This is a genomic window from Streptomyces sp. RPA4-2 (assembly GCF_012273515.2).
Lineage (GTDB): Bacteria > Actinomycetota > Actinomycetes > Streptomycetales > Streptomycetaceae > Streptomyces > Streptomyces kaempferi.
Window position 1 is genome coordinate 2,737,626 of record NZ_CP050975.2, and the last position, 19,498, is coordinate 2,757,123.

Here is a 19,498-nt window from a genome sequence, read left to right on the forward strand (position 1 = left end):
TGGGCAGGCACGGGGCCACCGTCGGGAGCCGCTCAGCCGAGTCGGGTCCGCAGATAGGTCCGCCACTGCCCGGTGAACTTCTCCGGCGTCGTGCCCAGTACGTCCCGCAGCGCGCCCTCCACGGCCCCCGCCCGCTTCCCGTGGTCGCCCACCGCCCGGTAGAAGTCGTTCAGCCGCACCTCGCCCCAGCGGTCGGCGATCAGCCGACAGGCCATCCAGCCGCCCTCGTACGCCCGCGCCAGCCGCGCCGCGTCCCCGGTGAACCCGAAGTCCCCGTCGGCCGGCAGCGCGGCCGGGGGGTGGCCGTCCAGCACCGCCCGCTGCAGCTCCGGCGCGACCTGTGCCGCCGTACGCCCGCTGCCTCGGTAGCCGACCCAGTCCGCGTACCCCTCGGACAGCCACAGGGGCGTGGCGGCGGTCGTGTGGGCCCGGGTGGCGACGTGCGTCGTCTCGTGGGTCAGCACGACCTGCTTGCCGAGGTCGCCGAGCACGCCGTACGCCTCGGGGTTGACGATGATCCGGTCCGCGGGCGCCTTCGCCGAGCCCCCGGCCTCTCCGGTGGTGACCGCGGCGATCCCCCGGTAGCCGGACGCCGACGCGCCGAGCAGCCCCGCCATGCCCTCCAGCGACTTCGGTACGAGGACGACGACGTGCCCCGGCCAGTCCGTGCCCCAGGCCTCGGAGACGGCGGGCACCGCGCGGTCCGCGAGAGCCGCGTAGGCCCGCAACCGCTCACCGGACTGCCCGACCCCCAGGACGAGGCTGTGCGCGCCCCGTACGGCCGTCACCGCGCCCTGCTCCCACAGTTGCTGACCGGCCTTCTTCGCCGGCGCGTCGGAGGCGACCCGCCACCGCCCGTCGTCGTGGACCAGACGCAGGGTGCGGGCGACCGTGACGGGAGCCCTGTCGTAACCCTCGACGCGGTAGCGCAGTTCCGCGTCGGCGGTGGCCCGGTCCCCGGAACGGCGCAGGTCGGTCAGGTGGTACGCCCAGGCGGCCAGCGGGACGGCGCGCAGCCGCCGGAACTCGGTGACCGAGCCGGACGGTTCCTCGGTGGCGCGGTACGCCGCCTCGTCCCGGTCGAGGACCGCGGTCGCCCGCCGGTCGAGGACCCGCTGCACCTCGGCGGCGGCGGTGTCCGTGGCCGGAGGCCCGCCGCAGCCCGCCAGCACGCCGAGCAGCAGCACCAGGGAACACCCCGCCCGCGACGCACGCCCTCGACCTGCCACGTTCCCGATCGTACGGCGGTCCGGCGGCGCGGTCAGACCCGTGTCACGGACGAGATCGGCATCATGCCCACCGGGTCGTAGCGCACCGCGGCCCCCGGATAGGGCGCGTGGATCACCTGCCCGTTGCCCGCGTACATCGCCACATGGCTCGCGTCCGACCGGTAGGTGACCAGGTCGCCGGGCCGAGCCTGGGACAGCGGCACCTGATGTCCGGCGTACCGCTGCTCCTGCGAGGTACGTGGCAGACCGACCCCGGCCCGCGCGTACGACCACTGCATGAGGCCCGAACAGTCGAAGCCGCCGGGCCCGCTGGCGCCCCACACGTAGGGGCGGCCGAGCGCGGAGCGGGCCGCGGCGAGGGCCGCGGCGGCGCGCCCCGAGGAGGGCACGGCGCTTCCGAGGTCGGGGAAGCCGGGGCGCCCGGAGCGCGAGGCCCGGTCGTAGGCGGCGCGCATGGCGTCGGGCAGCGCGTTGAGCAGCCGCCGCGCCTCGGTGAGCTTCTGCTCGACGGTCCGCTTGTGGTGGGCGACGGCCCGGCTGCTCCGCTCCAGCTCGGCGAGTTTCCCGGTCGCCTCCTCCCGCTCCTGGGCGAGATCGCGCATGGCGAGCTGGAGGTCCTCGAGTTCCCCCGCCTGGTGGGCGGTGATCCGGTCCAGCACGGCGGCCTTGTCGAGGTATTCGGCCGGGTTGTCCGAGAAGATCAGCGCGAGGGAGGGGTCGAGGCCACCCGCGCGGTACTGGGCCACGGCGAGCGAACCGAGCGCGTCCCGCATCGTGTTGATGCGCTCCTGCTGGCGGGCGATCCGGTCCTGCGCCGTGCGCACCTCCTTGCGCAGCGCGCCGGCGCGTTCACCGGCCTTGTTGAACGCCTCGGTGGCCTTCTCGGCCTGCGTGTAGAGACGGTCCACCTCGGCCCGGGTGTCGTCCTGCGGTGCCGCGGCGGCCGGGACGGCACCGAGGGCGGCTGCGGCCACGGACATCACGGTGACGGTGATGCCGGCGATGCCCGCGGTGCCGGCACCCCGGTCGGACCCGGACGGTGCACGGCGGCGATGGGACCCCAAGGTAGCCGCTCTCCCTTCCGCTGACGGTCCCCCTGGAATCGGGGGAAACGCGGCAGACAGTAGCCGTGCGACTACGCACCGGCCAAAGACCTCCGGGGGCGCACATGGCTGCGCCCCGCCGGAGACGCAGGTCACCGACGGGGCGTGGGGTCAGCGGGAGTCAGCGTGATTCGCCCGTTTGGGCGGCACGCCGAGGAGATCCTCGGAGCGGTTCGGAGGCCGGATCAGACCCGGACGCCGAACTGGAACGCTCCGCCGATGGTGCTCATCGACTCGTAGCGCACGACCGTGCCGGTACGCGGGGCGTGCAGCACCTGGCCGCCGCCCGCGTAGAGCCCGACGTGGTGCAGGTCGCCGAAGAAGAAGACCAGGTCACCGACCTGCAGATCGCTCTGCGAGTAGATGCGGGTGCCTATGGTGGCCTGCGACTCGGAGGTGCGGGGGATGGAGACGCCGGCCTGGGCGTAGGACCAGGAGGTGAAGCCGGAGCAGTCGAAGGAGCCGGGGCCGGTGGCGCCGTAGACGTACGGGGTGCCGATCTTGCTCTGTCCGGCGGCGAACGCGGCACCGGCGCGCCCGGAGGCGGCCTTGCCGGGGCTGCCGAGGACCGTGCGCTCGCTGGCACGGCTGGCTCGCGACTGCTGCTCGTCGAGAGCCGCCTTCTCCTTCGCCGTCAGGGAGTTGAGGAGCTTCTGCGCGGAGGCGAGCTTGCCCTGGACTTCCTGCTTCTTCTTCTTGAGCTCGGCGCGGGTGTCGGAGAGGTCCTTGAGCTTCTCGGACGCTTCCTGGCGCTGCTGGGCGAGCTCGCGCTGCTTCCCCTGGACCTTCTTCAGCGCCTCGACCTGCTGACTGCTCAGCTGGTCCATCGCGGACGCCTTGTCCAGGTAGTCGTCCGGGTTCGAGGAGAGGAACAGCGCCACGGAGGGGTCGATGCCGCCGGTGCGGTACTGGGCACTGGCCATCGAACCGAGGCCGTCGCGCAGCTGGTTGAGGTCTTCCTGGCCGCGGGCGACGTTGTCCTGCAGGGCGCTGATCTGCTTCTCCAGCTTGTCCTGCTTCTCCTTGGCCCCGTCGAGCTTCTCGGTGGCCTGCTCGGCGTCCTGGTAGAGCGCGTCGACCTTCGCCTTGACCTCGTCCTTGCTCGGCTTCTCGCTGGGCGCGGCGTTGGCGGCGTTGGCGCTGAGGGCCACGGCGGCCGCCGCGGCGGTGGTGAGCACGGTCACACGGGTGCGGCTCGGCTGCTTGGGTCGACGGTGGGACGCCACGAAGGCGAGCTCCTTCTTCCTTCAGCCGCCTGCCGATACGCCGACGGGCGGTGCCCCTCCGCCGTCACTCCCAATGAGTGATCACCCGAGCGGAGGTTCGAGCCCAGACCCTAGTGACCTTCCTGTGATCAGTTCAAATCCAAACCTGAAAAATCTCGGTTACCGAGCGCATTCTTTGCACTCAACTCACCTGCAGTGATACCCGATTGACGCTACGTTGCGTGAAGGTCTCGCCAAACGGCCCATTGCGCCCGGACGTTACACATGGGACGTACGAGCCCTTTGAGGCGTAGGCCGCAGATCGCCGACCCGGCGAAAGTCACTTGACGAACCGGGCGAAATCCCCTCGACCGACCCAACGGACAGCCCGTCGGCCGACCCCGCGAGAAACGCGCTCGGCCGACCCCGCGGTGAACGTTCGGCTAACCCCGCGAAAAACGCTTCAGGAGCACCACGGACGCGACCGGCCGGGCGCCCGCCTTGGCGATCCCGTCGGCCACCTCACGGTCGGTGGAGACCACGATGACCGGCCGCCCGGGCGGCTCGGCGCGCACCAGCTGGCGGATCAACTCGTCCGCGGTGACCCCGGCTTTGGAGAACAGCACCCGCACCCCGCGCGGCGGCGCGAGCAGCACCGGCGCGGCCAGCTCCGCCCCGTCGAAGACACAGGTGACCTCGGCGCCGGTCTGCGCGGCGAGCTGGGAGAGCTGCCCCAGCAGCCGCAACCGCTGTTTCTCCAGAGGCATCTGCGGATAGCCGGTCTTGGTGACGTTGTACCCGTCGACCACCAGGTGCGCCTGCGGCAGCGCGAGCAGCTGGTCGAGGATCGCGGGATCGTTCTCGGACAGCGCGCGAGCGGCGATGTCCTTGGGCGTCATCCGTCCCGGTTCGACCGCGTCCACGGTCTCGGCGGGCCGTACGGACACCGGTGGCAGGGCGAGTTCGCGCCGCAGCCCCTGCGCCGCGTCCAGCACGGTGTCCAGCAGCAGCCGGACGCGCATGTCCTCGACGCTGCGCCCCTCGCGGGCCGCCTTGCGGGTGGCCTCCAGGGCCGCCTCGGCCTCGGAGAGCCGTGTCTTGAGCCGCCGGCTCTCGCTCTCCGCGGCGGACACCTGGGCCTGCCCCTCCGCCCGCGCGATGTCCATCTCGCCCTGCAGCCTGCGCAGCGCGGCCTCGCCCCGTTTGACGTCGCTGAGGGCACCGCGCAGCTTGCGGTGCAGCGATTCCGACTCCTTCTTCGCGGACTCCAGCTCGGTGCGCAGCCGTTCGGTCTCGGTCCGGGTGTGCGTCCGCGCCTCGGCGAGCTCCTCGCGCAGTCGCTCCAGCTCCGCGCGGCTCTCCTCGTCGGCCCGCTCGGCGTCCGCCCGCAGGGCCTCCTCGCCCGCGGCGGTCACCAGCTTCACCCAGCCCGTGGGGCGCAGCACATAGGCCGCGGCGGCCACGTCCAGTGGGTCCGCGGCCGGGGGCGGCGCGCCGGAGTCGAGGGCGCCGACGAGCTCCGGCTGCGCCTCTCTGAGCTTTTCGGCGATACGCTGCCTGAAGAGCGGGTCGGTCTCCAGCGCGGCGGCCATCGCGTTGCCGGCGAACTTCGCGCGCCGGTTCGGGGCGAACCGCGCGTACTGCCGCAGCTGAACCGGCAGTTCGGCGACGGTCAGACCGCCGAACCCGTCGGAGACGATCTGCACGACACGGCGGCGCACGCCGTCGGGCAGCGGACGGTCGAGCACCTCGGCGGCGCCGTCGTCCGGCTCCCCGCCTGTGGTCTCCGCCATCCGTCACTCCATCGTCCGTGCGGGGCCCGCTCCCTCAGGAGCCGACGCCCGGCCTGTCCACCAGTTCCACCTGATCCACCGCGTTGCACCAGCGGCAACGCACCGACTCGATGGTCTCACTGACCACCTCGCGCTCCTCCACGCTCGGCTCACCGGCGAGGTCGAGGTGCACGTACTCGACGACCTTGGACGAGCGGGTCACGTCGAAGCGCGTCAGATTGCCGCACAGCGTGCAGCGCCAGCGGGTGTCGGCGGTCGGAAGGGGAACCGTCATGTGGCAGTCGCTTTCCTTCTGGTGTCCGTGTGGCTCGTAACCCTACGGCCTGGCGGGTACTCGACGCTCGGCCGTCCACAGCGGCGAGGCACTCTGTGTGCATCGGTCCGGTTACGTCATGCTCTGCAACATGATCGGCAACTGGAGTACGACGGTCGGCAGGACGGTGCGGGCCCAGTCCGCGCCCGTGACGTACGGGCTGATCGTCCTGTGCTGTGTGATCTTCGTGATCGGTCCGGCGTCGGGGTTCAATCCGACGTACGGCACCGGGGACGAACTGCTCGTCGCGCAGCGCGCCTACTTCCGGCGCTGGGGTGTGGTGCCCGCCGACCTGCTCAGCGGCACTCCGGGCGCCCTGCTGACCCCCGCCACGGCCCTGTTCATCCATGGCAGCTGGCTCCACCTCCTGGGCAACATGCTCTTCTTCTATGTCTTCGGGGCCATGGCCGAGGAACGCATGGGCCACTTCGAGTTCGCCCTCTTCTACGTCGGCTGCGGTTATCTCGCGCTGGTCGGCTACGCGATCGCCAACTCCACCTCCGAACAGACCCTGGTCGGTGCCTCGGGAGCGATCTCCGCGGTCCTCGGAGCGTTCTTGTACCTGTTCCCCAAGGCCCGGGTGACCAGTCTCTTCCCGTTCCTCTTCTTCCTGCCACTGCGCTTCCCCGCCTGGATCGTGCTGCCGTTCTGGGCGGCGCTGCAGTGGCTGGCGGCGGGCCGCAGCCCCTCGGGGCCCGGGGTCGCCTATCTGGCGCACCTGGTGGGCTTCTCGGTGGGCTTCCTCTACGCGTGGGTGCGCTTCCGGCAGCCGACTAGAGTGAAAGTCCCAGCAGCGGCCCCCGAGGGAGAAAACCAGCCGTGATCACCGCGATCGTGCTCATCAAGACCAGCGTGGACCGGATCCCCGAGATCGCCGAGTCGATCGCCGCACTGGACAGTGTCAGCGAGGTCTTCTCCGTCACCGGTACGTACGACCTGATCGCCATGGTCCGGGTCAAGGCCCACGACGATCTGGCGGACGTCATCCCCGGCAGCATCAGCAAGATCCCGGGGGTCGAGGGCACCGACACGCACGTCGCGTTCCGTACGTACTCGCAGCACGACCTGGAGGCGGCGTTCGCGATCGGCCTGGACTCCTGACCGGCCTGGTTTCCTGACCGGCCTGGACTCCTGGCCCCGCACCGCTCCCCACCGCTCCGTACCGCCGCGGGTCCTCCGCGGCCGCCGGGGTCAGACCGCGGGCACGCAGCGACCGCCCTCGGTCCGGTAGCGCCACTGCGCACCGTCCCGCACGAGCTCCTTCACGGCGCGCACGAAGCGCTCCACGTGCTCGTCCGGGGTGCCCGCCCCGAAGCTGACGCGGATCGCGTTGAGGGACGTCTCGCCGGGCGCGGCCTCCGGGGCCCCGCACTCGCCCTGGGTCTGCGGGTCGCTGCCGAGCAGCGTGCGCAGCAGCGGGTGCGCGCAGAAGAGGCCGTCGCGCACCCCGATGCCGTACTCGGCGGAGAGCGCCGCCGCGAAGTGCGAGCTGTTCCAGCCCTCGACGACGAACGAGATGACGCCGACCCGGGGCGCGTCGTCGCCGAACAGGGAGAGCACGCGCACGGCGGGCACCTCGGCGAGTCCTTCCCGGACCGTGCGGATCAGGTGCCGCTCGCGGGCGACGATCCGGTCGAAGCCCTCCTCGGTGAGCGCCTTGCAGGCGGAGGCGATGGAGTAGGCGCCGATGACGTTGGGAGAGCCGGCCTCGTGCCGTGCCGCGCCCTCGTGCCACTCGACGTCGACGCCGCCGTCCGCGCGCCGGGCGACCTTGCGGCTGGCACCGCCGCCGGCGAGGTAGGGCTCGGCCGCGCGCAGCCAGTCGGAGCGGCCGGCGAGGACACCTGAGCCGAAGGGCGCGTACAGCTTGTGCCCGGAGAAGGCGACCCAGTCGACGCCGAGGTCGCCGACGGACACCGGGTGGTGCGGGGCGAGCTGGGCGGCGTCCAGGACGATCCGGGCGCCGTGGGCGTGCGCGGCGGCGGCGAGCTCGCGCACCGGCCACAGCTCGCCGGTGACGTTGGAGGCGCCGGTGACGCAGACGAGGGCCGGTCCGTGGGGGTCGCGGTCGGCGAGGGCGCGCTCCAGGGTCGCGACGGCCCCCCGCGGGGTGCGGGGCGCGTCGAGGTAGGTGACGCGCGCGTCCTGCCAGGGCAGCAGCGAGGCGTGGTGCTCGGTCTCGAACACGAAGACCTGGCAGTCGGCCGGGAGGGCGGCGGCGAGCAGGTTGAGCGAGTCGGTCGTCGACCGGGTGAAGACGACCTGGTCGTCCTCGCGGCAGTCCAGGAACTCCGCGACGGTCCTGCGGGCGTTCTCGAAGAGGTCGGTGGACAGCTGGGAGAGGTAGCCGGCTCCGCGGTGCACGCTGCCGTAGTACGGGGCGTACGCGGCGACGTCGTCCCAGACGCGCTGGAGGGCCGGGGCGCTGGCGGCGTAGTCGAGGGCGGCGTAGGTGACCTCGCCGCCGGTGACGAGCGGGACGGTCACATCACGGCCCAGAACAGGCAGCGGGGCACATACGGACTGGTCGGCGGCAGCGGTGGAGACAGACATGGCGCACTCCTGTGAGAGGCAGGCGGAAGCACCGCGCGGGGCGGGGGCGTACGGAGGTACGCGCGCGCGGCCGGGCGCAGGTGAGGGTGAAAAGGGGTGTGCGGCGGCGGGGCTCTACGCCCTAGCGCATTCGCTTGCTCACAGAAGGCTCCCTCGAACGACCAGGACCCCTGGGATTCTCGAGGGGTCCGCGCTTGCCGTAGACCTCGCTGCCTACGGCCTGGTCTTCACCCGGGGCACCCCGCCACGGACGGAGGGTTGCCGGACAGTAAGCCGGGGCCTGATGGCTGTCGCTCATGACCTGATACCGCATCCTGCCACACGATCTTCCCGCCGCAACCCCGGCGTCCACATAGCGGTACGCGCCCCCGCCGCCCCTACCCGACCCATCCGTTCATGGGGGCTGCGCCCCCAGACCCCACCAGGGGCGCTGCGCCCCTGGACCCCCGCATCGCCCGAAGGGCTCGTCCTCAAACGCCGGACGGGCTGACATACATGCCCCGGCTTAGCACCATCAGCCCGTCCGGCGATTGAGGACAAGGCCGTTCAGGCCGACACGGGGGCCTGGGGGCGGGACCCCAGGCCTGGAGGGGAGGACGGGTATGCCCACCGGTGGGCTACGCGTTGGTGGCCGTCACCCAGCGGTCCAGCGCGGCGCGCGCCGCGCCGGAGTCGATGGCCCGAGCCGTCTTCACCATCGCGGCGCTGAGCTGGTCCACCAGTGACGCGTCCGTCGGGGACAACGCCACCAGCGCCGCCGCCGCGTTCAGGACCACGGCGTCCCGTACGGGCCCCCTCTCGCCGTCCAGGACACGACGGGCGACCTCCGCGTTGTACGAGGCGTCGGCACCCCGCAGGGCCTCCACGGGCACGAGATCGAGGCCGACGTCCCGCGGGTCGAACCGCTCCTCGGTCACCTTGCCGTCCCGCACGACCCAGACCTTCGACGGCGCCGTGGTGGTCAGCTCGTCCAGCCCGTCGTCACCGCGGAAGACCAGCGAGGAGTTGCCGCGCTCGGCGAAGACACCGGCCATGATCGGCGCCATCCGGGCGTCGGCGACACCGACCGCCTGCGCCCTCACCCGCGCCGGGTTGGTCAGCGGGCCGAGGAAGTTGAAGACCGTCCGGATGCCCAACTGCCCGCGTGCCGCCGCTACATGACGCAGCGCCGGATGGAACTTCACCGCGAAGCAGAAGGTGATCCCGGCCTCCTCGGCCACCTCCGCCACCCGCTTCGGGGTCAGCTCCAGATTGACGCCGAGCTTTCCCAGGACGTCCGAGGCACCGGACGCCGACGACGCGGCCCGGTTGCCGTGCTTGACGACCTTCGTGCCGGTCCCGGCCACCACGATCGACGACATCGTGGAGATGTTCACCGTCTTCGCGCCGTCACCGCCCGTACCGACGATGTCGACGGTCTCCCCCGGCACCTCGATCACCTTGGCGTGCTCGTACATCGTGCGGACCAGACCGGTGATCTCCTCGACCGTCTCGCCCTTGGCCCGCAGCGCCACCACGAAGCCGGCGATCTGCGCGTCCGTCGCCTCGCCGCTCATGATCCGGTCCATGGCCCAGGCCGTGTCGTCCGCGCTCTGGTCCCGGCCGTCGAGCAGGCCGTTCAGCACGGCGGGCCAGGAACGGCCCGCCGCGATGTCGCCTCCAGCGGGGGTCACAGCACTCATATGCCGCTCCTGGGTTCGTAGACAGGTACAAGCAGGGTCCACCCTATCCAGCCCGGGCACGGCGAAGAGCCCCCGTCCAAGGGACGGGGGCTCCTGCCGTGGCGATCAGTGGGACCGGTGAGGACCGGCCGGGGGATCAGTGGTGGCCGTGGCCGCTCGTGATCTCCTCGTACTCCTCGACCGTGGGCTTGGGGATCTGGCTGTTCTCCCCGTAGAAGCCCTTGCTGAGCTTGGCACGCAGCCGCTGCGCGCCGTTGACCTTGCGCTCGACACCGTTCTCGTCGACCACCGGGCCGATCTCGGCGGGCCGGTACTGCTCGTGCGCGGTGAGCGTGTGCAGGGCCTCCTGGCCGAGCGGCTCGTGCACCTCGATGAACTCACCGTGCGGCAGGCGCTTGATGATGCCCGACTCGCGGCCGTGCAGCACCTTCTCCTTGTCCCGGCGCTGGAGGCCGAGGCAGATCCGCTTGGTGGCGATGAAGACGAGCACCGGCACGACGAAGAACGCGATCCGGACGAACCAGGTGATCGAGTTGATCGACAGGTGGAAGTGCGTGGCCCAGATGTCGTTGCCGCCACCGACCAGCAGGACGAAGTACCAGCTGATCCAGGCCGCGCCGAACGCGGTACGGGTCGGGACGTTGCGCGGGCGGTCCAGGATGTGGTGCTCGCGCTTGTCGCCGGTGACCCAGGACTCGATGAACGGGTAGACCGCGATCGCGACCAGGACCAGCGGGAAGATCACCAGCGGGATGAACACACCCAGGACGAGCGTGTGACCCCAGAGGTTGATCTCCCAGCCCGGCATGACTCGGATCAGGCCCTCGGAGAAGCCCATGTACCAGTCGGGCTGGGCCCCCGTGGACACCATGTCCGGACGGTAGGGACCCATGGTCCAGATCGGGTTGATCGAGGCGATCGCCGCGATGGCCGCGATGACACCGAAGACCAGGAAGAAGAAGCCTCCGGCCTTGGCCATGTAGACCGGCAGCAGCGGCATGCCGACGACGTTCTTGTTCGTCTTTCCGGGGCCCGCGAACTGCGTGTGCTTGTGGTAGAAGACCAGGATCAGGTGGCCGACGACCAGGCCGAGCATGATGCCCGGCAGCAGCAGCACGTGCACGGAGTAGAAGCGGGCCACGAAGTCGCCGCCCGGGAACTGACCGCCGAAGAGGAAGAACGAGAGGTACGTGCCGACGATCGGCACGGACAGGACCGCGCCCTCCATGAAGCGGACACCGGTGCCGGAGAGCAGGTCGTCCGGGAGCGAGTATCCGGTGAAGCCGGTGAACATGCCCAGGACGAACAGCAGGAAGCCGAACAGCCAGTTGACCTCACGCGGCTTGCGGAACGCACCCGTGAAGAACACGCGCATCATGTGCACGAACATGCCGGCGAGGAAGACCAGCGCCGCCCAGTGGTGGATCTGCCGGATCAGCAGACCACCGCGCACCTCGAAGGAGATGTGCATGGTCGAGTTGAACGCCTCGGACATCATCTGGCCCTGCAGCGGGACGTAGCTGCCGTGGTACACCACCTCGTTCATCGACGGGTGGAAGAACAGGGTCAGATACACACCCGTGAGGATGATGACGATGAAGCTGTAGAGGCAGACCTCACCCAACATGAACGACCAGTGGTCGGGGAAGATCTTGCGCATGTTGGACTTGGCCAGGGAGTAGATCCCCAGGCGGCCGTCGGCCCAGTCGGCGACCCGCTCACCGGCGGGCGCCTTCTCGCGCGAGCGCGAGTCGGAGGTGCTGGTAGTACTCATCCGCGCTCCCAGAATGCAGGACCGACGGGCTCGTCGAAGTCGCCGAGCGCCTCGAGGTAGCCCTCGTCGTTCACACCGATGCGCAGCTGCGGCAGGGCATGACCGGCCGGGCCGAAGATCACTCGGGCACCGTCGGAGAGGTCGAAGGTGGACTGGTGGCAGGGGCAGAGCACGTGGTGCGTCTGCTGCTCGTACAGGGAGATCGGGCAGCCGACGTGGGTGCAGATCTTCGAGTACGCCACGATGCCCTCGTGCGACCAGGCGAGCTCGCGCTTGTCCTTGATGTTCTCCGGCTGGAGCCGGACGATCATCACGGCGGCCTTCGCGATCTCCTGCTGGAAGTCCTCGTCCTTCTCCTCCAGGCCCTCGGGCTTGACGAAGGTGAGCGAGCCGACGGCGATGTCGGAGGGACGCAGCGGCTCGTTCGTGTTCATGCTGACGAGCAGCTTGCCCTTGGACCAGATCGTGTGGCGCAGCTTGGTGCCCGGCAGCGGACCGAGGTCACGCAGCAGCATGACGCCGGAGAGCGGGAACAGGGCCAGCGCGCCGAACATCGTGGTGCGGATCAGCTTGCGGCGGCCGAGCGCGGACTCCTTGGCACCCTGCTTGAAGTCGGCCAGGACCTTGGCCTTGACCTCGGGCTCCGCCTCGATCGGGTGACGCTCGTCGGCGATCTCCACGTCGGACATCAGGGTGCGGGCCCAGTGGACCGCGCCCGCGCCGATCGCGAACAACGCCACACCGAGCGTCATACCCAGCGCGAAGTTCAGCGCGCTGATGTGCCCGAGCGGGAAGACGAAGATCGACTTGTCGTTCGGGATCGTCACGTACGAGGCGATGAAGGCCACGGTGGCCAGCATCGACAGCGTGAACAGCATCGCGACGACACGCTCGGACCGCTGGGCGGCCCGCTCGTCGATGTCCTGGATGCGGTGCTCGTGGGGCGGCAGTCCCGGGTCCGCGAACGGGTTGTCCTCGTTCGCGACGGCTACTGCGCCGTGACCGTGCTCGTCGGCCCGCTCAGCGGGCAGGTTCTCTTCTGGAATGTCTTGGCTACTCATGACTTCTTGGCCTTTGCGGTCCGAGCGGCGACCCAGACGGCGACGGCGACCAGGACGCCAAGACCGAAGATCCAGCCGAAGAGGCCTTCACTGACCGGCCCGAGGCCGCCCAGGTCGAGACCGCCCGGGCTCTCGGTGTTGTCACCGTTGACCGCGTCGAGGTACGCGATGATGTCCTTCTTGTTCTTCTCCGACAGCGTGGTGTCGGGGAAGGAGGGCATGTTCTGCGGGCCGGTCTGCATGGCCTCGTAGATGTGCTTGGGGTCGACACCCTCAAGGCCCGGCGCGAACTTGCCGTCCGTCAGCGCGCCGCCCTTGCCGGTGAAGTTGTGGCACTGGGCGCAGTTGGTGCGGAACAGTTCGCCGCCCTTGGCGATGTCCGCGCCCTCCGGGCTGACCTGGCTCTTGGTCGGGACCGTGGGACCAGCGCCCAGCGAGGCGATGTACGCCGCGAGCTGGTCGATCTCGGCCTGCGAGTAGATGACCTTCTTGCGCGGGATCTGCGCGCCCGGCTGCTGGGCCGGCATGCGGCCGGTGCCGACCTGGAAGTCGACCGCCGCGGCGCCCACACCCACCAGGCTCGGCCCGTCGGAGGAGCCCTGACCGCCGGTTCCGTGGCAGCTTGCGCAGCCCACGGAGAAGAGCTTCTTGCCCTCGTCGATGGCAAGGGACTGGGCGGTGGTGTCGGCCTGCGCCTTGCTCGCGGGTGCGAACGCGGCGTACAGCCCCCCGGTGGCCGCCAGCGCGAGGAGTAGGACGACGACCGCCGCCAGCGGATGGCGTCGTCGTGCGGAGAGCTTTTTCACGGATTACCCCGGTGTCAGGATCTTCTGCGTCGATGCTTCTGGATGTTTCGGGCTGCGGGCCCGATTACTTGATCATGTAGATCGTGGCGAAGAGGCCGATCCAGACGACATCGACGAAGTGCCAGTAGTAGGACACGACGATGGCGGCGGTCGCCTGCTCGTGAGTGAACCTCTTGGCCGCGTAGGTGCGGCCGAGGACCAGCAGGAAGGCGATGAGGCCGCCCGTCACGTGCAGGCCGTGGAAGCCGGTGGTCAGGTAGAACACCGAGCCGTACGGGTCGGAGGAGAGCGAGAGCCCGTCCTTCTTGACCAGTTCGGTGTACTCGAAGATCTGACCGCCGATGAAGATCGCACCCATCACGAACGTGACGGTGAACCACATCCGGAGCTTCTTCACGTCCCCGCGCTCGGCGGCGAACACGCCGAGCTGGCAGGTCAGGGAGGAGAGCACCAGGATCGTGGTGTTCGAGGCCGAGAACGGGAAGTTGAGATGGCCCGCCATCTCCTTCCAGTGATCCGGTCCGGTCACCGATCGCAGGGTGAAGTACATCGCGAAGAGGGCCGCGAAGAACATCAGCTCGGAACTCAGCCAGATGATGGTTCCGACGCTGGTGAGGTTCGGTCGATTGACCGACGGGTGCGCGTGCCCGGTTTCTACTGTCGTTGCTGTCGCCACGACCGACATTATGTCGGTCGCTTATCCCGCCCTCACCCCGGGGGGTGCCGTTCGGGGTGTCTGTGGGGTGTGTCCAGCCCGTATGGCCCATCGAAGCCCTGTCCGAACCGGTGTTGACGAGGTGTTTGAAGGAGTAGCATCCGCGCCATCGGTACCAGGAGTACCCGACCGATGCGGTGCTTCTCAGATGCGTGGAGGAACAATGCAGCCGACCGCCACGGTGCTGGTCTACAGTGACGACTCCAACACCCGGGGGCAGGTGCGGCTGGCGACAGGCCGCAGACCGGCCTCCGACGTTCCCCAGGTCGAGTTCATCGAGTGCGCGACGCCCGCCGCGGTCCTGAAGGAGCTGGACAGGGGCGGCATCGACGTCTGTGTGCTGGACGGCGAGGCGGTTCCGATGGGGGGCATGGGGATCTGCCGGCAGATCAAGGACGAGATCTTCAACTGCCCGCCCGTCCTCGTGCTCATCGGGCGCCCCCAGGACGCCTGGCTGGCCACCTGGAGCCGTGCGGACGCCGCGGTGACCCTGCCGGTCGACCCGGTGGAGTTCGCCGCCTCGCTGGCCTCTCTCCTGCGCCGTAAGGCTCTGCTCGGCGCCTGAGGGCCCGGACGGAGGGCCGCGGCGGCCGCGGGCCGCCTGGGGCCCGGCACGCCGTTTCCCGCGCCCTCGACGGGGCGCGGGACCGCGGCTCCGTCTCACACGGACTCGGGGCGCAGGCGCGCCTTCTCCGCCACCGGCGGACCGTCGGGGGTACCGCCCACCAGGGCACTGCCGCTGCGCCAGTTCGCCCAGGAGACGTTCCAGTCGCCGAAACCGTTGTCGAACGCGGCCATCTGGGCCCCGTTGGAGTTGACGACCTTCACGATGTCGCCCACGCGCACGTGGTTGAAGAACCACGCCGCGTTGCTGGTGCTCATGCCGGTGCAACCGTGGCTGACGTTGGCGTACCCCTGGGAGCCCACGGACCAGGGCGCCGCGTGCACGTACTCGCCGCTCCAGGTGACCCGGGTCGCGTAGTACACGGGCAGGTCGTAGGAGTCGGAGGAACCCTCGGCGATGCCGACGGTGGTACCGCGCATCCGTACGACGTACTCCTTGCTCAGCACCACCTTGACGCCGTTGCGCGTCTCGAAGCCGGGCTTGCCGGTGGTGATGGGGATCTTGTTGATCGCCGCGCCGTTCTTGTACACCGTCATGATGTGCGTGCCGGCGTCCGTGAGGGCGACGAGCTGGTCGCCGGTGGTGAGCGTCAGGGGCTTCGCGGTGCCGCCCCAGAGCCCCGCACCGACCTTGACGCCCTTGAGATTGCTGTGCGCCTGGATGGTGGCGTGGGCGGGCCAGTACTCCTTGGGGCGGTAGTGCAGGGTCTTGTCGTCCACCCAGTGCCAGGCGCCCTCCGTCGCGGGCGTCGAGTCCACCCGCAGGGCCCGCTCGACGATCGTGCGGGCGGCCTTGTCCTTGACGGGGGCGCTGAGTTGGGCGGTGACGGGCTGTCCGACGCCGTACTCGCCCGCGTCGGGCCCGAAGGTGACACCGAGCGTCTTCTTGGCCTTGGGCGTGGTGGTGTCGAAGCCGATGGACTTGCGGCCCTGGGCGCCGTCCTCGTCCTCCGTGCTCACCTGCACCGTGTAGTGGGCGCCGGCGGCCAGGGCCGAGGTGCTGTGCCATCGGGTGCCGTCGGCGGCCAGCTCACCCGACACGTAGCGGCCCGTCGCGTCCGTGGCGGTCACATCGGTGATGCGCTCGTCGTCATCATTGACGGTGATCTCGAGTGGCTTGTCCGGGTCCACTTTGCTGCTGTCGCCTTCGACCGGACCGTTGAAGGAGATCAGGCCCGCCGCGTCGTACGGCTTGGCCGCCAGTGGATGACTGTCTGAGCCGCAGGCGGTGGTGGCCGCGCCGAAGGCAACCACCAGCGTGGCGCAGCTGACGACCGTGCGGATTCGCGGTACGTGGTTCATGAGCTCACGCTATGAACGGCCGGCCGTGACGGCACGGCGGGTGAGCCGTCCGGGGGACATCGAGCGCGACACGCAGAGAGCCCGGACCCTCCTGACGGAGTGTCCGGGCTCTCTGGTGTAAAGGGTGTCCCGCGCGTGGCGCGGGCCGCCGGGTCCTACTGGGTGCGGTCCTGACCGTGGTAGAACTCGAAGACCCAGCCCCACAGGCCGATCAGGATGAGCGGGGCCGAGAAGTACAGCAGCCACCAGCCGAAGACGACGCCCATGAAGGCGAGCGCGCCGCCGATACCGAGCGAGAGCGGCTGCCAGCTGTGCGGGGCGAAGAACCCCACCTCACCGGCCTCGTCCGCGACGTCGGCCTCCTTGTTGTCCTGCGCCAGCTGGTCGACCCGCCGGGCCGTGAAGGCCAGGTAGTAGCCGATCATGACGCTCAGGCCGAAGCCCAGGAAGAGCGCCGTGGTGCCGGCCGGCTCCTTCGACCAGAGGCCGTAGACGATGGCCATGATCAGGATGAAGAGGGCCAGCCAGAGGAACATCTTGCCTTGGACCTTCACTTGCCGGCCTCCTTGCCGCCGGCCAGGGCCGCCGAACCGTGACCGGCGTTCTCGAGCTGGTCGAGAGCGGCGATCTCCGGGTGGTGCAGGTCGAACGCCGGGGATTCACTGCGGATCCGCGGCAGGGTGAGGAAGTTGTGGCGCGGCGGCGGGCAGGAGGTGGCCCACTCGAGCGAACGGCCGTAGCCCCACGGGTCGTCGACCTCGACCTTCTTGCCGTACTTGGCGGTCTTCCACACGTTGTAGAGGAACGGCAGGATCGACAGACCGAGCAGGAACGAGGAGATCGTCGAGACCGTGTTCAGGGCGGTGAAGCCGTCGGCCGCGAGGTAGTCCGCGTAACGACGCGGCATGCCCTCGGCGCCCAGCCAGTGCTGGACCAGGAACGTGCCGTGGAAGCCCACGAACAGCGTCCAGAAGGTGATCTTGCCGAGCCGCTCGTCGAGCATCTTGCCCGTCATCTTCGGCCACCAGAAGTGGAAGCCGGAGAACATCGCGAACACCACGGTGCCGAACACGACGTAGTGGAAGTGCGCCACCACGAAGTACGAGTCGGAGACGTGGAAGTCCATCGGCGGCGAGGCCAGGATGACGCCGGTCAGACCGCCGAAGGTGAACGTGATGAGGAAGCCGGTGGCCCAGAGCATCGGTGTCTCGAAGGACAGTGAGCCCTTCCACATCGTTCCGATCCAGTTGAAGAACTTCACGCCTGTCGGTACGGCGATGAGGAACGTCATGAAGGAGAAGAACGGGAGCAGTACGCCGCCGGTGACGTACATGTGGTGCGCCCACACGGTCACGGAGAGACCCGCGATCGCGATGGTCGCGCCGATCAGGCCCATGTAACCGAACATCGGCTTGCGCGAGAACACCGGGATGACCTCGGAAATGATTCCGAAGAAGGGGAGGGCGATGATGTACACCTCTGGATGGCCGAAGAACCAGAAGAGGTGTTGCCAGAGCAAGGCTCCGCCATTTGCCGCGTCGAAGACATGTGCCCCGAATTTTCGATCCGCCTCCAGGGCGAACAGGGCCGCCGCCAGGACGGGGAAGGCGAGCAGCACCAGAACCGCGGTGAGCAGCACGTTCCACACGAAGATGGGCATACGGAACATCGTCATGCCGGGAGCGCGCATGCAGATGATCGTGGTGATGAAGTTGACCGCACCGAGGATCGTGCCGAAGCCGGAGAAGGCCAGACCCATGATCCACATGTCGGCGCCGACACCAGGCGAACGGACCGCGTCCGACAGCGGCGAGTACGCGAACCAGCCGAAGTCGGCCGCGCCCTGCGGGGTGAGGAAGCCGCCGACCGCGATCGTCGAGCCGAAGAGGTACAGCCAGTAGGCGAACATGTTCAGCCGCGGGAACGCCACGTCGGGCGCGCCGATCTGCAGCGGCATGATCCAGTTCGTGAAACCGGCGAACAGCGGCGTCGCGAACATCAGCAGCATGATCGTGCCGTGCATCGTGAACGCCTGGTTGAACTGCTCGTTCGACATGATCTGCAGACCGGGGCGCGCCAGCTCGGCGCGCATGAGCAGCGCCATGACGCCGCCGATGCAGAAGAAGGCGAACGACGTCACCAGATAGAGCGTGCCGATCGTCTTGTGGTCAGTGGTGGTGAGCCACTTGATCACGACGTTGCCCGGCTGCTTGCGCCGCACCGGCAGCTCGTTCTCGTACGAGTCGTCGGCGTCCGCGGCACCCTGGGGTTCGTTGAGGATGCTCACAGGTTGTTCGTCTCCCGGTTCTTCTCGTGGCCCGTCTGCTCAATGCCGGCCGGGATGTAACCGGTCTGCCCCTCTGCCGCGAGCTGCTTGAGGTGAGCCTCGTAGCGCTCGGGCGAGACGACCTTCACGTTGAAGAGCATCCGGGAGTGGTCGACGCCGCACAGCTCGGCGCACTTGCCCAGGTAGGTGCCCTCCCTGTTGGGGGTCACCTGGAAGGAGTTGGTGTGGCCCGGGATGACGTCCTGCTTCATGAGGAACGGCACCACCCAGAAGGAGTGGATGACGTCACGCGAAGTGAGGACGAAGCGGACCGTCTTGCCCTTGGGGAGCCAGAGGGTCGGACCGGGGTTGTGCGTCTGCGGGTTCCGCTCACTGGGAGTGCCGGCCTCGTAGACACCGCCGGCGTTCACCGGGAAGTCCGTCTTGAACCGGTCCGGAATGGCGTCCAGGTTCTTGTCGGTCTTCGCGTCTCCGGTGACACCGGGGACGTTCTCGATGTAGTTGAAGCCCCAGCTCCACTGGTAGCCGACCACGTTGACCGTGAGGTCGGGCTTCTTGTCGAGGCTGAGCAACTTCGTCTCGTCGCGGGCGGTGAAGTAGAACAGCACCGAGACGATGATGAGCGGGACCACCGTGTACAACGCCTCGATCGGCATGTTGTACCGGGTCTGCGGGGGAACTTCGACCTTGGTGCGGCTGCGCCGATGGAAGACGACGCTCCACAGGATCAGACCCCAGACCAGCACGCCCGTGGCGAGCGCGGCCGCCCACGAGCCCTGCCAGAGGGAGAGGATCCGCGGAGCCTCCTCCGTGACCGGGGTGGGCATACCAAGGCGGGGAAAGTCCTTGTATGTGCAACCGGTGGCGGTCACCAGGACCAGGCCCGCAGTCATTGCCTGCAGCAGCTTCCGCCGCATCGGGCGCCGCGGCGAGCGGTCGGAGCCGTTGGGACTCACGTAGCGCCTTCCCGAGAGTCTCGCCCGCGCTGGTTGGCTACGGCCCTTCTCGCTGGTCGCTCGCCGCCCTGGCACACGGGCAGGGGTTTGGATGT

Annotated in this window: 18 protein-coding genes and 1 riboswitch; of the genes, 3 read left to right on the forward strand and 15 right to left on the reverse strand. The window is 69.3% G+C overall.

The window, feature by feature from the left end:
- Nucleotides 1–32: 32 nt before the first annotated feature.
- The 5 genes from HEP85_RS11750 to HEP85_RS11770 form a co-directional block, all read right to left on the reverse strand.
- Nucleotides 33–1,229, reverse strand: a complete 1,197-nt coding sequence (locus HEP85_RS11750) for a hypothetical protein (protein WP_168527739.1) — start codon at nt 1,227–1,229, stop codon at nt 33–35.
- A 32-nt stretch (nt 1,230–1,261) separates the two neighbouring features.
- Complete coding sequence (locus HEP85_RS11755) at nt 1,262–2,293, reverse strand: NlpC/P60 family protein (protein ID WP_168527740.1); 1,032 nt, start codon at nt 2,291–2,293, stop codon at nt 1,262–1,264.
- Nucleotides 2,294–2,517: 224 nt separating this feature from the next.
- Nucleotides 2,518–3,558, reverse strand: coding sequence for a C40 family peptidase (locus HEP85_RS11760; protein ID WP_168527741.1), 1,041 nt, complete (start codon nt 3,556–3,558; stop codon nt 2,518–2,520).
- A 422-nt stretch (nt 3,559–3,980) separates the two neighbouring features.
- Nucleotides 3,981–5,330, reverse strand: a complete 1,350-nt coding sequence (locus tag HEP85_RS11765) for an NYN domain-containing protein (RefSeq protein WP_168527742.1) — start codon at nt 5,328–5,330, stop codon at nt 3,981–3,983.
- 34 nt (nt 5,331–5,364) lie between these two features.
- Complete coding sequence (locus HEP85_RS11770) at nt 5,365–5,604, reverse strand: hypothetical protein (RefSeq protein ID WP_168527743.1); 240 nt, start codon at nt 5,602–5,604, stop codon at nt 5,365–5,367.
- Between the two features lie 130 nt (nt 5,605–5,734).
- Here HEP85_RS11770 and HEP85_RS11775 point away from each other — a divergent pair, with 130 nt between their 5' ends.
- Together HEP85_RS11775 and HEP85_RS11780 are read left to right on the forward strand one after the other, a co-directional pair.
- Entirely contained in the window at nt 5,735–6,466 is a 732-nt protein-coding gene (locus tag HEP85_RS11775) for a rhomboid family intramembrane serine protease (RefSeq protein WP_168533542.1), read from the forward strand.
- Complete coding sequence (locus HEP85_RS11780; protein ID WP_148013620.1) at nt 6,463–6,744, forward strand: Lrp/AsnC family transcriptional regulator; 282 nt, start codon at nt 6,463–6,465, stop codon at nt 6,742–6,744. Before HEP85_RS11775 ends, HEP85_RS11780 begins: the two co-directional genes overlap by 4 nt.
- Before the next feature lie 90 nt (nt 6,745–6,834).
- Here HEP85_RS11780 and HEP85_RS11785 read toward each other — a convergent pair whose 3' ends face one another.
- From HEP85_RS11785 to HEP85_RS11810, 6 genes are all read right to left on the reverse strand, one after another.
- On the reverse strand, nt 6,835–8,196 hold the full coding sequence (locus HEP85_RS11785) for an aminotransferase class V-fold PLP-dependent enzyme (RefSeq protein WP_329287341.1): 1,362 nt from the start codon (nt 8,194–8,196) through the stop codon (nt 6,835–6,837).
- A gap of 185 nt (nt 8,197–8,381) precedes the next feature.
- Nucleotides 8,382–8,498, reverse strand: a riboswitch (SAM riboswitch).
- Nucleotides 8,499–8,813: 315 nt separating this feature from the next.
- The gene (gene trpD, locus HEP85_RS11790; RefSeq protein WP_168527744.1) at nt 8,814–9,878 is read right to left on the reverse strand and encodes an anthranilate phosphoribosyltransferase; all 1,065 of its coding nucleotides are present in this window, start codon (nt 9,876–9,878) and stop codon (nt 8,814–8,816) included.
- Between the two features lie 136 nt (nt 9,879–10,014).
- Complete coding sequence (locus HEP85_RS11795; RefSeq protein WP_168527745.1) at nt 10,015–11,652, reverse strand: cytochrome bc complex cytochrome b subunit; 1,638 nt, start codon at nt 11,650–11,652, stop codon at nt 10,015–10,017.
- A complete protein-coding gene (locus tag HEP85_RS11800) occupies nt 11,649–12,713 on the reverse strand; it encodes a ubiquinol-cytochrome c reductase iron-sulfur subunit (protein WP_168527746.1) in 1,065 nt (354 codons plus the stop codon). The genes HEP85_RS11795 and HEP85_RS11800 overlap by 4 nt, the downstream gene beginning before the upstream one ends.
- Nucleotides 12,710–13,519 (reverse strand): c-type cytochrome, encoded by an 810-nt coding sequence (locus HEP85_RS11805; protein ID WP_168527747.1) that lies wholly within the window; start codon nt 13,517–13,519, stop codon nt 12,710–12,712. Before HEP85_RS11805 ends, HEP85_RS11800 begins: the two co-directional genes overlap by 4 nt.
- A gap of 64 nt (nt 13,520–13,583) precedes the next feature.
- Entirely contained in the window at nt 13,584–14,204 is a 621-nt protein-coding gene (locus HEP85_RS11810; RefSeq protein ID WP_168527748.1) for a heme-copper oxidase subunit III, read from the reverse strand.
- A gap of 193 nt (nt 14,205–14,397) precedes the next feature.
- Here HEP85_RS11810 and HEP85_RS11815 point away from each other — a divergent pair, with 193 nt between their 5' ends.
- The gene (locus HEP85_RS11815) at nt 14,398–14,799 is read left to right on the forward strand and encodes a hypothetical protein (RefSeq protein WP_168527749.1); all 402 of its coding nucleotides are present in this window, start codon (nt 14,398–14,400) and stop codon (nt 14,797–14,799) included.
- Between the two features lie 95 nt (nt 14,800–14,894).
- Here HEP85_RS11815 and HEP85_RS11820 read toward each other — a convergent pair whose 3' ends face one another.
- From HEP85_RS11820 to coxB, 4 genes are all read right to left on the reverse strand, one after another.
- The gene (locus HEP85_RS11820) at nt 14,895–16,160 is read right to left on the reverse strand and encodes an Ig-like domain-containing protein (RefSeq protein WP_168527750.1); all 1,266 of its coding nucleotides are present in this window, start codon (nt 16,158–16,160) and stop codon (nt 14,895–14,897) included.
- A gap of 155 nt (nt 16,161–16,315) precedes the next feature.
- On the reverse strand, nt 16,316–16,714 hold the full coding sequence (locus HEP85_RS11825; protein WP_168527751.1) for a cytochrome c oxidase subunit 4: 399 nt from the start codon (nt 16,712–16,714) through the stop codon (nt 16,316–16,318).
- Nucleotides 16,711–18,447 (reverse strand): cytochrome c oxidase subunit I, encoded by a 1,737-nt coding sequence (gene ctaD / locus HEP85_RS11830; protein WP_168527752.1) that lies wholly within the window; start codon nt 18,445–18,447, stop codon nt 16,711–16,713. The genes HEP85_RS11825 and ctaD overlap by 4 nt, the downstream gene beginning before the upstream one ends.
- On the reverse strand, nt 18,444–19,403 hold the full coding sequence (gene coxB / locus HEP85_RS11835; RefSeq protein ID WP_168527753.1) for a cytochrome c oxidase subunit II: 960 nt from the start codon (nt 19,401–19,403) through the stop codon (nt 18,444–18,446). Before coxB ends, ctaD begins: the two co-directional genes overlap by 4 nt.
- Nucleotides 19,404–19,498 lie beyond the last annotated feature (95 nt).